We start from the raw sequence: 13,568 nt of genomic DNA, 5'->3' as shown, positions 1-13,568 counted from the left end.
CAGGGGCAGAGGACGATCCGCGAGGGAGGCCCGCCCTGCGGACGCAAGACGGGCCTCCCGGCCGGGTGGTCGGCGGGTCAGGAACCGGCGGGTGCCTGCTCCTCGCGCGATCCCGGGGCGCTGCCGTCCTCAGGGACGACCGGGAACTGGCTCGTCGAGAAGTCCTTCGCCCAGTCGGACTGCGCGAGCTCCGAGGTCGGGTCGTCGTACTCCGCGATGACGTCGGCGACCTCGTCCTCGTGCGCGACCGTCGGGCCGGAGCCCATGAGCGGTGAGCTCGCGGTCTCCTTCGTGAAGTACACGGCGACCAGCCCGATCAGGGCGGCGAGCATGAGGTAGAAGGCCGGGATGTCCTCGGCCCAGCCGAAACCGGCGTCCTTCGCCCCGGCGATGAGCGCCTGCGTCGCCAGCGGCGTCGTGCCACCGAAGAGGGAGACCGACACGTTGAACGCGATGGCCAGCGCGCCGTAGCGGATGATCGTCGGGAACAGCGCCGGGAGCGTCGACGGCATGGTCGACGTGAACGTCACGAGCACCAGACCGAGGATGAGCAGGCCGGCGAAGACGCCGGGGCCGGTGCCGGTCTGCACGAGCTTCAGCGCCGGCCAGGACAGCAAGATGAACCCGATGCATCCCGCGGCGAGCACGGGGCGACGACCGAACCGGTCCGACAGCCGTCCGCTGAACGTGATGACGACCATCATGAGGATCATCACGATGACGATGAGGATGAGGCCGAACGTGGCGTTCTGCCCGAGGTTCGTCTCGAGGTAGGTCGGCATGTACGACAGGAGCATGTAGTCGGTCACGTTGAAGACCAGGACGAGGCCGATGCAGACGATGAGCGAGCGCCAGTTCTCGGCGAAGAGCTTGAGGAACGGGGTCTTCTGCGACTCGCGCTCGGCAGCCTGCTCCTGCTGCTTCTGGAACGCCGGGGTCTCCTCCAGCTTGAGCCGCAGGTACAGCCCGATGAGGCCGAGCGGGCCGGCCACGATGAACGGGATGCGCCAGCCCCAGCTCAGCAGGGCGTCCTCGGGCATCGCGTACTGCAGGACCGTGACGATCGAGGCGCCGAGCACGTAGCCGGCGAGCGTGCCGAACTCGAGCCACGAGCCCATGAAACCGCGGCGCTTGTCGGGCGAGTACTCCGCGATGAACGTCGCGGCACCGCCGTACTCACCACCCGTCGAGAAGCCCTGCACGAACCGCGCGACGAGCAGCAGCACCGGCGCCCAGAAGCCGATCGTGTCGTAGGACGGGATCAGGCCGATCATCAGCGTGCCCGCCGCCATCAGGATCATCGTCAGCGCGAGGACCTTCTGCCGGCCGATCTTGTCGCCGATCGGACCGAACACCGCGCCACCGATCGGGCGGACGATGAACGCGGCGGCGAAGAAGCCGAACGTGGCGACCAGGTTCGAGGTCGGGTCGCCCGCCGGCAGGAACACCTTCGAGATGGTGACGGTCAGGTAGGCGAAGATGCCGAAGTCGAACCACTCCATCGCGTTGCCGAGCGCCGCCGCGGCGACGGCACGCTTGAGCAGCGACTCCTCGACGACGGTGACGTCGTCCTCGGTGAGCTTCCGCCGGGCGCGCTTGGCGGCGCCCTTCGTCCGCAACGGGCGGTCCCCGTGCGGCTGCGTCGGTGTGTCGTTCGCTGGCAAGTCGTTCCTCCGGTGTGCTGTGCGTCCTTCGGGCGTCCGACGAGGCGGCGACACTGGCGACCTGCGAGCCGCGCTCGCCGGACAAACCCCGGAAGCCTACCAGTCGGGCTCGTGGGGACGGGGCGACCACTACGCTGGAGGGACCCTGTCGAGCGCGGGGACACTCAGGCACCTCATCACGGACTCGGTGCCGCACATACGAACGGAAGGCGCAGCCATGACCAAGCCCATGCCCGACAAGCCATCGGTGGACGGACTCGAGCAGGTCTGGGGACCGCAGTGGGAGCAGGACGGCACCTACCGGTTCGACCGCGCCGCCGCCGGTGACCGGTCCGCCGTCTACTCGATCGACACCCCGCCGCCGACCGCTTCGGGTTCGCTGCACATCGGGCACGTGTTCTCGTACACGCACACCGACCTCAAGGCCCGGTACGAGCGCATGCGCGGCAAGCACGTGTTCTACCCGATGGGCTGGGACGACAACGGGCTCCCCACCGAGCGTCGCGTGCAGAACTACTACGGCGTCCGGTGCGACCCGTCGCTCCCCTACGACCCCGACTTCACGCCGCCGTTCGAGGGCGGCGACGGCAAGTCGAGCAAGGCCGCCGACCAGCTGCCGATCTCGCGTCGCAACTTCATCGAGCTCTGCGACCAGCTGACCGTCCAGGACGAGCAGCAGTTCGAGGAGCTCTTCCGCACCCTCGGGCTCTCGGTCGACTGGACGCAGTCGTACCGCACGATCGACGCGACCTCGCGCGCGAGCGCCCAGCGCGCCTTCCTCCGCAACCTCGAGCGCGGCGAGGCCTACCAGGCCGACGCCCCGACCCTGTGGGACGTGACGTTCCGCACCGCGGTCGCCCAGGCGGAGCTCGAGGACAAGGAGATGCCGGGCGCGTACCACGGCCTCGCCTTCCACAAGTCCGACGGCAGCGGTGACGTCGTCATCCAGACCACCCGCCCCGAGCTCCTGCCCGCCTGTGTCGCCCTCGTCGCGCACCCGGACGACGAGCGCTTCCAGGACCTGTTCGGCACGACCGTCCGCTCCCCCCTGTTCGACGTCGAGGTCCCGGTGCTCGCACACCACCTCGCGCAGAAGGACAAGGGCGCCGGCATCGCGATGATCTGCACGTTCGGTGACACCACGGACGTCGTGTGGTGGCGCGAGCTGCAGCTGCCGAACCGCTCCGTGATCGGGTTCGACGGCCGCATCCGCTCGGAGGAGCCGGCGTGGATCGAGTCCGCCGAGGGCCGCGCGCTCTACGCCGAGATGGCCGGCAAGACGGTGTTCTCCGCCAAGAAGGTCGTCGTGGACGCCCTCACCGCGTCCGGCGAGCTCGTCGGCGACGTGAAGACGATCAACCACCCGGTCAAGTTCTTCGAGAAGGGCGACAAGCCGCTCGAGATCGTCTCCACCCGCCAGTGGTACATCGTCAACGGGGCCCGCGACGAGCAGCTCAAGGCGACCCTGCTCGAGCGGGGGGACCAGATCGCGTTCCACCCCGACTTCATGAAGGTCCGGTACGAGAACTGGGTCGGTGGCCTGTCCGGCGACTGGCTCATCTCGCGCCAGCGCTTCTTCGGCGTGCCGATCCCGGTCTGGTACCCGCTCGACGCCGACGGCAACCCGGTCTTCGACCAGCCGATCGTCCCGACCGAGGCGCAGCTGCCCGTGGACCCCTCGTCCGACCCGGCTCCCGGGTACGACGAGTCGCAGCGCGGTGTCGTCGGCGGCTTCCAGGGCGAACTCGACGTGATGGACACCTGGGCGACCTCGTCCCTCACCCCGCAGCTCGCCGGCAAGTGGGAGACCGACCCCGAGCTCTACGGCCTGGTGTACCCGTACGACGTCCGCCCGCAGGCGCAGGACATCATCCGGACCTGGCTGTTCACGACCGTGCTCCGCAGCCAGCTCGAGGCCGACGTGGTTCCGTGGACGAACGCCTCGGTCTCCGGCTTCATCGTCGACCCCGACCGCAAGAAGATGTCGAAGTCGAAGGGCAACGTCGTCACGCCGCTGTCGATCCTCGAGCAGCACGGGGCGGACGCGGTCCGGTACTGGGCGGCCTCGTCGAAGCTCGGGACCGATGCCGCCTTCGACCCGCAGAACCCGAAGCAGATCAAGGTCGGCCGTCGTCTCGCGATCAAGGTCCTCAACGCGGCGAAGTTCGTCTACGGCTTCGAGCTGCCCACCGGCGCCCACCGGGTGACGGAGGCGCTCGACGTCGACATGCTCGCCGCGCTCGGCACCGTCGTCGACCAGGCGACGGCCGCGTTCGAGGCGTACGACCACGCCCGTGCGCTCGAGATCACCGAGCGGTTCTTCTGGACCTTCTGCGACGACTACCTCGAGCTCGTCAAGGAGCGTGCCTACGGCACCGCTGCGGACGCGACCCACGAGACCCAGGCGAGCGCGGTGCTCGCGCTCCGGGGCGCGATCGACGTCCTGCTCCGTCTGCTCGCCCCGTTCCTCCCGTACGCGACGGAGGAGGTCTGGGCCTGGACCCACGAGACCAGCGTGCACCGGGCCTCCTGGCCGACGCGGGCCGACCTGCCGGTCGACCAGGCCGAGACCGGGCTGCTCGCCGCCGTCGGGCAGGCGCTCATCGGCATCCGCGGTGCGAAGACGGCCGCGAAGGCGTCCCAGAAGACGCCCGTCACCCGGGCCGTCGTGCAGGCGCCCGCGGACCTCCGCGAACTGGTGGAGCGCGCGGCCGTGGACCTGGCGGCCGTCGGCCGCATCCAGGACCTCGCCTTCGTGGACGGCGACGAGTTCGCGGTCACCGAGATCGAGCTGGCCGAGCAGCCCTCGGCCTAGTCGGAGCACCCGGGCCGCGACCCGGACACCGAGGACGCCCCGTTACCGTGGAGACACGGGCGGGGCGTCCTGCGTCCCCGCCACCCACGGACTGGAGGCACACATGCAGTTGGGCACGAGATGGAACGTCGGTGCGGAGCCGCCCGCGCGGCTGCCCGAGACGATGATCGTCGCGGTCCGCAGCGTCGAGGAGGACCTGGCGGCGCAATCGGTCGACGCGTCGACGTGGCGCTGGACGCTCACCTTCCTGGAGGGCAAGCCCGTGGTCGAGCTGGACGACGGGACGTCGATCCACCTCGACCCGCTCGGTCACGCGCAGGTGACGGACCCGGACGACGCGGGTTCGGAAGACTGACGGGGACGCGGAGCCCAGGGGGAACCGTCCGCGGCGTACAGTGGAGAACCAGCGTTCCCGGCGCGGGGCCCGGCCGGCGGACAGTGGACGGACGGAGTGCGCATGGCCACGAGCACGGTCGAGCCGGAGACGACGGCACGGATCGTCGACACCGCCGATGCGCTGTTCTACGCGCGCGGCATCCAGTCCGTCGGCATGGACGAGATCCGGACGACCGCCGGGGTCTCGCTGAAGAAGCTCTACGCCGCGTTCCCCGGCAAGGACCAGCTCGTCGCCGCCGTCCTGACCGGGCGGCACGGGCTCTGGGAGCGGGGCATCCGCGCGGCCGTCGACTCCGCGGAGGGCCCGCGCGCGAAGATGCTCGCCGTCTACGACTTCCTCGAGTCGTGGTTCGGTGACGACACGTTCCGCGGATGCGGGTTCATCAACGCGTTCGGCGAGCTCGGCGCGACCTCGCCGGCCATCGCGGTCATCGCCCGGGAGCACAAGGAGTCGTTCCAGCGCTTCGTCAGTGAGCTCGCCGTGCAGGCCGTCTCCGACGTCGAGCGCGCCGAGGAGCTCGCCGCGCAGCTCGCACTCCTCGCCGAAGGGGCACAGACGACCGCCGCGATCGCCGGCACCCCCGACGCTGCCGTCCACGCCCGGCGCGCAGCCGCGGTCCTCATCGACGCCGCCACGCCCTGACACGGGTCGGTGGATAGGTTGTGGGGATGGCCACTCCGTTCGACGAACCGAGCACTCTCCCCTACGCCCTCCCGCCGTTCGACGACGTCCGGACGGAGCACTACCGACCGGCGTTCGACGCCGGGATGGCCGAGCACCGCGCCGAGGTGGAGGCGATCGCCACGGACCCGCACCCGCCGACGTTCGAGAACACCCTCGTCGCGCTCGAACGGTCCGGACAGCTGCTGCAGCGGGTCGAGATGGTCTTCTCCACCGTCACCTCGGCCGACTCGACCGACGCGCTCCGCGACCTCGAGGCCGAACTGTCCCCGCTCCTGGCCGCTCACCGTGACGCCGTCGTGCTCGACGCCCGCCTGTACGCGCGCGTGCGGGCCGTGCACGACGACCTCGAGGACACTGCCGGTCTGTCGGACGAGGACCGACGCCTCGTCGACCGCACCCTGACCGAGATGACGCTCGCCGGCGCCGGACTCGACGACGCCGGCAAGGAACGACTGACCGCCGTCAACCAGGAGCTCTCCTCGTTGACGACGACCTTCGAGCGGAACCTGCTCGAGGACACGAACGACGCGGCCGTGCACGTCACCGACGAGTCCGAGCTCGCCGGACTCGACGACGGCGCACTGTCCGCGGCCGCCGCCGCAGCGGCCGACCGCGGCCTGGACGGCTGGCTCGTCACCCTGCCGCTCTACACCGGGCACCCCTGGCTCGCCACGCTCACCGACCGCGGGCTCCGACAGCGGATCATGGAGGCGTCGCTCTCCCGCGGACGCCGCGGCAACGCCTTCGACAACCGCGACGTCCTGCTGCGGATCGTGCGCCTCCGTGCCGAGCGCGCGGAGCTGCTCGGGTTCCGCGACCACGCCTCGGTCGTCACGGCCGACGAGACCGCCGGCGACCCCGACGCCGTCGCCGGGCTGCTGTCGTCGCTCGTGCCGGCCGCCACCGCCAACGCACGCGACGAGCGGGCGGTGCGGTCGCGGACCGTCGGGTACGAGGTCGAGTCGTGGGACTGGGCGTACGCCACCGAGGTCCTGCGCGGTGAGCAGTTCGCCGCCGACAGCGGAACGCTCCGCCCCTACCTGGAAGCCGACCGGGTCCTGGTCGACGGCGTCTTCCACGCGGCGACCGCCCTGTACGGCCTGCGGTTCACCGAACGACCCGACCTCCGTGGCTACAACGACGAGGTCCGCGTGTTCGAGGTCACCGACGAGCAGGACGAGCCCGTGGGGCTGTACCTGCTCGACCTGCACACGCGGGACGGCAAGCGGGGCGGCGCGTGGATGAACCCCGTCGTGGAGCAGTCGCACCTGCTCGGCACGCTCCCCGTCGTCGTGAACAACCTCAACGTGCCGAAGCCCGCCGCGGGTTCGGCCACGCTCCTGACGCAGGACGAGGTGGAGACGCTGTTCCACGAGTTCGGACACGCGCTGCACGGGTTGATCGCCCGCACGACCTACCCGCGGTTCTCCGGCACGAACGTCGAGCGTGACTTCGTCGAGTTCCCGTCGCAGGTCAACGAGATGTGGGTGACCTGGCCCTCGGTGTTGGCGAACTACGCGAAGCACCACGAGACCGGCGAGCCGATGCCGCCCGAACTCGTCCTCGGGCTCAGCGACTCGGAGGGGTTCAACGAGGGCTTCGGCACGACCGAGTACCTGGCGGTTGCACTGCTCGACCAGGCCTGGCACCGGCTCACCGCTGCCGAAGCGGCCGCGGTCACCGACGTCGAGGCATTCGAACGGCAGGCCCTGGCCGACGCCGGCGTCGACGCCCCGGCCGTCCCGCCCCGCTACTCGTCGACGTACTTCGCGCACACGTTCTCGGGCGGGTACGACGCCGGGTACTACGGCTACATCTGGAGCGAGGTGCTCGACGCCGACACCGTGGAGTGGTTCCGCGACAACGGCGGGCTCTCGCGCGAGGCCGGCGAGCGGTTCGCCCGTCTCCTGCTCGGCGTCGGCGGGGCGAAGGACCCGCTCGAGGCGTACCGCGCCTTCCGCGGCCGCGACGCCGAGGTCGGGCCGCTCCTGCGACGCCGCGGGCTCGAGTAGGCCGCGGGCACGAGTAGGCCGCGCGACGGCGGCGACGGCGACGGCGGTGCGCCGCTGCCGTCGCCGCCGCTACGCGGACTTCTCGACGCGCTTCGGCTGCGACCGCGGGACGATCGTCGGCGCGGCGTTCTCGAGCACGGTGGCCCGCTTGATGACCACGCGAGCGACGTCGTCGTCCGACGGGATGTCGAACATGATCGGCCCGAGGACCTCTTCCATGATCGCCCGGAGGCCGCGAGCGCCCGTCTGCCGCAGGACGGCGAGGTCCGCGATGGCCTCGAGCGCACCCTGGTCGAACTCGAGCTCGACGCCGTCGATCTGGAACATGCGCTGGTACTGCCGGACGAGGGCGTTCTTCGGCTCGGTCAGGATCTGCATGAGCGCGGCCTGGTCGAGCTTCGACACCGTCGTGACGACGGGCAGGCGACCGATGAACTCCGGGATGAGCCCGAACTTGTGCAGGTCCTCCGGCAGGACGTCGGCGTACAGGTCCTGCTGGTCGAGCGGGCTGTGCAGCTGCGCGCCGAAGCCGATGCCGTGCTTGCCGACGCGCGAGGACACGATCTCCTCGAGCCCGGCGAACGCCCCGGCCACGATGAACAGGACGTTCGTCGTGTCGATCTGGATGAACTCCTGGTGCGGGTGCTTCCGGCCGCCCTGCGGCGGGACGGAGGCGACCGTGCCCTCGAGGATCTTGAGGAGCGCCTGCTGGACGCCCTCGCCGGAGACGTCGCGCGTGATCGAGGGGTTCTCGGCCTTCCGCGCGATCTTGTCGACCTCGTCGATGTAGATGATGCCGGTCTCGGCGCGCTTGACGTCGTAGTCGGCGGCCTGGATGAGCTTGAGGAGGATGTTCTCGACGTCCTCGCCCACGTAGCCGGCCTCGGTCAGGGCGGTGGCGTCCGCGACGGCGAACGGCACGTTGAGCCGCTTCGCGAGGGTCTGCGCCAGGTAGGTCTTGCCGCAGCCGGTCGGACCGATGAGCAGGATGTTCGACTTCGCGATCTCGACGTCGTCGCGGTCCTCGGCGGCGGTGATCTGCCCCTGCGCACGGACACGCTTGTAGTGGTTGTAGACGGCCACCGCGAGGGCACGCTTGGCCGGGTCCTGCCCGATGACGTACTCCTGCAGGAAGTCGAAGATCTCGCGGGGCTTCGGCAGGTCGAACTCGCCGCTGCCGGTGTCCTCCCCCGCTTCGGCGAGGCGTTCCTCGATGATCTCGTTGCAGAGTTCGACGCATTCGTCGCAGATGTAGACGCCGGGGCCGGCGATCAGCTGCTGTACCTGCTTCTGGCTCTTCCCACAGAAGGAGCACTTCAGGAGGTCGGCGCTCTCTCCGATGCGTGCCATGCTCTCGGCCTTCCCTGGTCGACGCGCGCCGCCAGTGCGGTGCACGAGGTCGTCGTGGGACCGAGCCTAACCGCATCCGCCGACACAGCGCGGGACCCCCGGCCGCGTTCGCCCACGGCGTCGGCAGCCTGGTAGCGTGGTCGCCGTTGCTCTACAAGTTGTAGAGAACGGCTCCTGGAGGAACCATGCACAAGCGCCTCGCCACCGGCGGCGTCGCCACCCTCGGTGTCGCCGCCGCGATCGTCCTCGGCTCCGCGGCCGCTGCCAGCGCACACGTCGGCGCGGACGCCACCTCGACGGCGGCGAACTCGTACACCACGGTGACGTTCTCCGTCCCGCACGGCTGCGACGGTTCCCCCACGACGAAGCTCCGGTTCCACGTCCCCGAGTCCGTCATCGAGGTCACGCCCACGGTCAACCCGAACTGGACGATCACGAAGGAGACCGAGCCGTACACGGCGCCCAGTGCCGCGGCGGACGAGGACGAGTCGGAAGCGGCGGCCGAGCGGGTCACGAGCGTCACCTACACCGCGAGGACCCCGCTCCCCGCCGACGAGCGCGACACCTTCGCGCTCTCCTTCGCCCTTCCGGACGGCAAGGCCGGCGACACCGTCGCGATGCCCGTCTCGCAGACCTGCGAGGAGGGCTCCACCGAGTGGGACCAGACGACCGAGGCCGGCAAGGCCGAGCCCGAGCACCCGGCGCCCACGATCACGCTGACCGCGGCGGACACCGCGGAGGACGAGCACGCCCACGGCGCCACGGAGTCCACCGAGTCCGGCGAGTCGGCGGCGACCACCGCCTCCACTGCGTCCTCCACCGCTCCGGCGGACCCCGACCTGGTCGGCCGGTTCCTCGGCCTCGGTGGCCTGCTCCTCGGCGCCGTCGCGCTCGTCGTCTCGGTCGCCGCGTCGCGCCGTCGCGGCAGCACGAAGTGACGTCGGGCACGCAGACGGCCTCGCGCCCGGCGGACGTGCGCGGTCGGGCCGGGAGGCTCGTGGCCGCGTCCGCCGCGGCGCTCGCGATCGCGGGCAGCGCGGTCCTCGGCCTCGCTGCCCCCGCCAGCGCGCACAACTACCTCGTCTCCGCCACCCCGGCGGCCGACAGCACCCTGACCGAGCTGCCGGAGTCGTTCGCGATCACCACGAACGACCGCCTGCTCGACATCGGCGACACCGACTCCGGGTTCGCCTTCCGCGTGGTCGGCCCGGACGGGGAGTACTTCGAGGACGGCTGCGTCGACGTGGACGGTCCGACGATGACCACCGCCGCCGCGCTCGGCGACTCCGGGGAGTATACCGTCGAGTGGCAGATCATCTCCGCGGACGGGCACACGGTCTCGGACTCGTACGACTTCACGTGGGACGCGCCCGCCGGGTTCTCCCCCGCAGCGGGCTCCACGGAACCGCCGACGTGTGCCGCGGACGCGGGTGGGTCGTCAGCGGCCGCGAGCACGACGGGCACCGAGTCCGGCACGACGTCGTCCACCGCGTCCGATGCCCTGTGGATCGGCGCGGGCGGCCTCGTCGTCGTGGCTGCGGCGGTCGCCGTGCTCCTGCTCGTCCGTCGTCGCCCGGCGCCTGCCGCCGACGACCCCGACGAGGGCTGAGCCAGCCCACATTCGGACACGACGACGGCCCCGTACCGATCCGGTACGGGGCCGTCGTCGTGTCGCGCTACTTGACGAGCGCCGGCAGGTTCTTGCGGCTGGTGAGGACCTGGTCGATCAGGCCGTACTCCACCGCTTCCTGCGCGGACATGATCTTGTCGCGCTCGATGTCGTGGTTGATCTGCTCCGGCGTCTTGTTGGAGTGCTTCGACAGCGTCTCCTCGAGCCAGGTGCGCATGCGGAGGATCTCCGCCGCCTGGATCTCGATGTCGGACGCCTGACCGCCACCCTGCTGGACGGCGGGCTGGTGGATGAGCACGCGGGCGTTCGGGAGCGCCAGGCGCTTGCCCGGGGTCCCGCCGGCGAGGAGCACCGACGCGGCCGATGCGGCCTGACCGAGGCACACCGTCTGGATCTGCGGACGGATGTACTGCATCGTGTCGTAGATCGCCGTCATCGCGGTGAACGAGCCACCGGGCGAGTTGATGTACATCACGATGTCGCGGTCCGGGTCCATCGACTCGAGCACGAGCAGCTGGGCCATGACGTCGTCAGCCGACGCGTCGTCGACCTGCACGCCGAGGAACACGATGCGGTCCTCGAACAGCTTCGCGTACGGGTCCTGCCGCTTGTAGCCGTAGGCCGTGCGCTCTTCGAAGCTCGGGAGGATGTACCGGTCGGTGGGAGCCGGGACGTTCTGCGCGCCACCGAGCATGGGGAGATGCATTCTCGTTTCCTTTTCTTCGGTGGGGATCAGGACTGGGCGTCGGGCTCGGCGGCCGGCGTGGGGGTCTCGCCGTCGCTGACGGTGCCACCACCACCGACGACCTCGGCGGACGAGGCGCGCAGGTGGTCGACGAAGCCGTACTCGAGGGCTTCCTGTGCCGAGAACCAGTTGTCGCGGTCGTTGTCCTTGAGGATCTGCTCGATGGACTTGCCGGTCTGCTCAGCCGTGAGCTCGGCCATCCGCTGCTTCATGTCGAGGATGACCTTCGCCTGCGTCTGGATGTCGGCGGCGGTACCACCGAAGCCACCGGACGGCTGGTGCAGGAGCACGCGCGCGTTCGGCGTGATGTAGCGCTTGCCGGGCGTGCCGGACGAGAGCAGGAACTGCCCCATCGACGCGGCGAGACCGATGCCCACCGTGACGATGTCGTTCGGCACGAACTGCATCGTGTCGTAGATCGCCATGCCGGCGGTGATCGAGCCACCGGGCGAGTTGATGTAGAGGTAGATGTCCTTCTCAGGGTCCTCGGCGGCGAGGAGCAGCAGCTTGGCTGCGATCTCGTTCGAGTTGTCGTCGCGGACCTCGGAGCCGAGCCACACGATCCGGTCTCTCAGAAGGCGGTCAAAAACACTGGGGTTCAGTGTTGCTTCGGCCATGGAAAAGCTCCCGTTCAGTTGTCGCTTGTTGTCGAACTTATCGGTTGCAACGCACGTGGTCTCGTGTGTTCGCTGTCGGCGGTCAGGCAGACCGGGAACACGGTCGGAACGTGCGGGGACACGAACGGGAGGCACGGTGCCAGCTGGCACCGTGCCTCCCGTTCGTGAGGATGGTCGCGACTACTTCGCGTCGGCCTCGGCCGACTCGTCGTCGGTCTCGTCCGCGTCGACGTCGTCGCCCTGGGCGACACCCGCGGTGAACGCGGACAGGTCGACCGGGTTGCCGGCCGTGTCCTTCACGGTGACCTTCGACAGGACCGTCGCGACGGCCTTCGAGCGGGCGACCTCGCCGACCATGCCGGGGATCTGGCCGTTCTGGTCGATCACCTTGATGAACTCGGCGGGCTCCATGCCGTACTGGGCAGCGGCCTGGATGAGGTACTGCGTGAGCTCCTCCTGCGAGACCTGGATCTGCTCCTTCTCGGCGATGGAGTCGAGCAGGATCTGCGAGCGGAACGCCTTCTCGCTGGACTCGGCGACCTCCTTGCGGTGCTCGTCATCCTCGAGGCGGTTCTCCTGCTCGAGGTGACGGTGCACCTCGTCCTCGATGAGCTTCTCCGAGATCGGGATCTCGACCGACTCGAGGAGCTGCTCGACGAGCTTGTCGCGAGCGGCAGCGCCCTGGCCGAAGGTCTTCGACTTGGCGATCTGCTCCTTGAGGTCGACCTTGAGCTCGTCGAGCGTGTCGAACTGGCTGGCGATCTGGGCGAACTCGTCGTCGGCCTCGGGGAGCTCGCGCTCCTTGACGGCGGTGACGGTCACGGCGATCTGGGCGGTCTCGCCCTCGCGGTCGCCACCGACGAGCTTCGACTCGAAGGTGGTGGACTCGCCGGCGGTGAGCGACTCGAGCGCCTCGTCGATGCCCTCGAGCAGGTCGCCCGAGCCGATCTCGTAGGAGACGCCGGTGGCCGAGTCGACCTCGTCGTCACCGATGGTGGCGGTGAGGTCGAGCTGCGCGAAGTCGCCGACCTTGGCCGGACGGTCGACGGTCACGAGCGTGCCGAAGCGCGTGCGGAGGTTCTGCAGTTCCTCGTCGATCTCCTCGTCGGAGACCTCGACCGCGTCGACCTCGATCTCCATGGAGCCGTAGTCGGGCAGGTCGAACTCGGGACGCACGTCCACCTCGAAGGTGAGGACGAGGTCGCCGGAGAAGTCCTTGACGTTCGGGAGCTCGGCGACGTCGGCCTCGGCACGGCCGAGGATGCGCAGCTCCTGCTCGTCCACCGCCTGGCGGTAGAAGGTGTCGATGGCGTCACCGACGGCGTGGTTCAGGACCTCGCCGCGGCCGACACGCTGGTCGACGATCGCCGGTGGGACCTTGCCCTTGCGGAAGCCGGGGATGTTGATCTGCTCGGCGATGTGCTTGTACGCGTGGTCGATGCTCGGCTTGAGATCTTCCGGCGTCACGTTCACGGTGAGCTTGACGCGGGTGTCGCTCACCTTGTCGACGGTGCTGGTGGCCAAGGGATGTTCTCCTGTTGGTTGACGTTCGATGTGACCTGGTCGGGGCGACAGGATTTGAACCTGCGACCTCCCGCTCCCAAAGCGGGCGCTCTACCAAGCTGAGCTACGCCCCGGTACGAGGGCCAGGATC

At 69.7% G+C, this 13,568-nt stretch carries 11 protein-coding genes and 1 tRNA gene; 6 read left to right on the top strand and 6 right to left on the bottom strand.

Translation table 11 applies throughout. The features are described 5' to 3' along the window. Positions 1-77 precede the first annotated feature (77 nt). A complete protein-coding gene (proP, locus tag DEI95_RS06575; RefSeq protein WP_258367504.1) occupies positions 78-1,664 on the bottom strand; it encodes a glycine betaine/L-proline transporter ProP in 1,587 nt (528 codons plus the stop codon). A gap of 217 nt (positions 1,665-1,881) precedes the next feature. Between proP and valS the strand changes: the two genes are divergently transcribed. From valS to DEI95_RS06555, 4 genes are all read left to right on the top strand, one after another. Then, positions 1,882-4,479 (top strand): valine--tRNA ligase, encoded by a 2,598-nt coding sequence (gene valS, locus DEI95_RS06570; protein WP_258367503.1) that lies wholly within the window; start codon positions 1,882-1,884, stop codon positions 4,477-4,479. Between the two features lie 103 nt (positions 4,480-4,582). Continuing rightward, positions 4,583-4,834, top strand: coding sequence for a hypothetical protein (locus DEI95_RS06565; RefSeq protein WP_111059754.1), 252 nt, complete (start codon positions 4,583-4,585; stop codon positions 4,832-4,834). Positions 4,835-4,936: 102 nt separating this feature from the next. Beyond that, positions 4,937-5,518, top strand: a complete 582-nt coding sequence (locus tag DEI95_RS06560; protein ID WP_111059753.1) for a TetR/AcrR family transcriptional regulator — start codon at positions 4,937-4,939, stop codon at positions 5,516-5,518. 26 nt (positions 5,519-5,544) lie between these two features. Then, positions 5,545-7,572, top strand: a complete 2,028-nt coding sequence (locus tag DEI95_RS06555) for a M3 family metallopeptidase (RefSeq protein WP_111059752.1) — start codon at positions 5,545-5,547, stop codon at positions 7,570-7,572. Positions 7,573-7,641: 69 nt separating this feature from the next. On the opposite strand, the gene clpX is transcribed toward DEI95_RS06555, so the two are convergent. Then, positions 7,642-8,922, bottom strand: coding sequence for an ATP-dependent Clp protease ATP-binding subunit ClpX (gene clpX / locus DEI95_RS06550; RefSeq protein ID WP_111059751.1), 1,281 nt, complete (start codon positions 8,920-8,922; stop codon positions 7,642-7,644). Positions 8,923-9,107: 185 nt separating this feature from the next. Here clpX and DEI95_RS06545 point away from each other — a divergent pair, with 185 nt between their 5' ends. Both DEI95_RS06545 and DEI95_RS06540 read left to right on the top strand, forming a co-directional pair. After that, positions 9,108-9,860, top strand: a complete 753-nt coding sequence (locus tag DEI95_RS06545) for a YcnI family protein (RefSeq protein ID WP_111059750.1) — start codon at positions 9,108-9,110, stop codon at positions 9,858-9,860. A gap of 59 nt (positions 9,861-9,919) precedes the next feature. After that, positions 9,920-10,531: a copper resistance CopC family protein gene (locus DEI95_RS06540; RefSeq protein ID WP_258365727.1), complete on the top strand. Its 612-nt coding sequence runs from the start codon at positions 9,920-9,922 to the stop codon at positions 10,529-10,531. Between the two features lie 67 nt (positions 10,532-10,598). Here the strand turns inward: DEI95_RS06540 and DEI95_RS06535 are convergent, their stop codons facing one another. The 4 genes from DEI95_RS06535 to DEI95_RS06520 form a co-directional block, all read right to left on the bottom strand. Further along, positions 10,599-11,258 carry an ATP-dependent Clp protease proteolytic subunit gene (locus DEI95_RS06535; protein ID WP_110823813.1) on the bottom strand — a complete coding sequence of 220 codons (660 nt, stop codon included), beginning with the start codon at positions 11,256-11,258 and terminating at the stop codon, positions 10,599-10,601. A 26-nt stretch (positions 11,259-11,284) separates the two neighbouring features. Then, entirely contained in the window at positions 11,285-11,914 is a 630-nt protein-coding gene (locus tag DEI95_RS06530) for an ATP-dependent Clp protease proteolytic subunit (RefSeq protein ID WP_110823812.1), read from the bottom strand. Positions 11,915-12,094: 180 nt separating this feature from the next. Next, on the bottom strand, positions 12,095-13,438 hold the full coding sequence (tig, locus tag DEI95_RS06525; protein ID WP_110823811.1) for a trigger factor: 1,344 nt from the start codon (positions 13,436-13,438) through the stop codon (positions 12,095-12,097). Positions 13,439-13,474: 36 nt separating this feature from the next. Next, a tRNA-Pro gene (locus tag DEI95_RS06520) sits at positions 13,475-13,551 on the bottom strand. Positions 13,552-13,568 lie beyond the last annotated feature (17 nt).

This window comes from Curtobacterium sp. MCBD17_008 (assembly GCF_003234475.1).
In the GTDB taxonomy this organism is placed as follows: domain Bacteria; phylum Actinomycetota; class Actinomycetes; order Actinomycetales; family Microbacteriaceae; genus Curtobacterium.
Note: the sequence above shows the minus strand (reverse complement) of the source record. Positions and strands in the feature narration are given on the sequence as shown.

Bases quoted from the DNA above. Each gene is read 5' to 3' on its own strand.
- DEI95_RS06545 (WP_111059750.1), top strand. From the start codon at position 9,108: ATGCACAAGCGCCTCGCCACCGGCGGCGTCGCCACCCTCGGTGTCGCC.
- DEI95_RS06565 (WP_111059754.1), top strand. From the start codon at position 4,583: ATGCAGTTGGGCACGAGATGGAACGTCGGTGCGGAGCCGCCCGCGCGG.
- DEI95_RS06535 (WP_110823813.1), bottom strand. From the start codon at position 11,258: ATGCATCTCCCCATGCTCGGTGGCGCGCAGAACGTCCCGGCTCCCACC.
- DEI95_RS06560 (WP_111059753.1), top strand. From the start codon at position 4,937: ATGGCCACGAGCACGGTCGAGCCGGAGACGACGGCACGGATCGTCGAC.
- DEI95_RS06530 (WP_110823812.1), bottom strand. From the start codon at position 11,914: ATGGCCGAAGCAACACTGAACCCCAGTGTTTTTGACCGCCTTCTGAGA.
- DEI95_RS06555 (WP_111059752.1), top strand. From the start codon at position 5,545: ATGGCCACTCCGTTCGACGAACCGAGCACTCTCCCCTACGCCCTCCCG.
- valS (WP_258367503.1), top strand. From the start codon at position 1,882: ATGACCAAGCCCATGCCCGACAAGCCATCGGTGGACGGACTCGAGCAG.
- clpX (WP_111059751.1), bottom strand. From the start codon at position 8,922: ATGGCACGCATCGGAGAGAGCGCCGACCTCCTGAAGTGCTCCTTCTGT.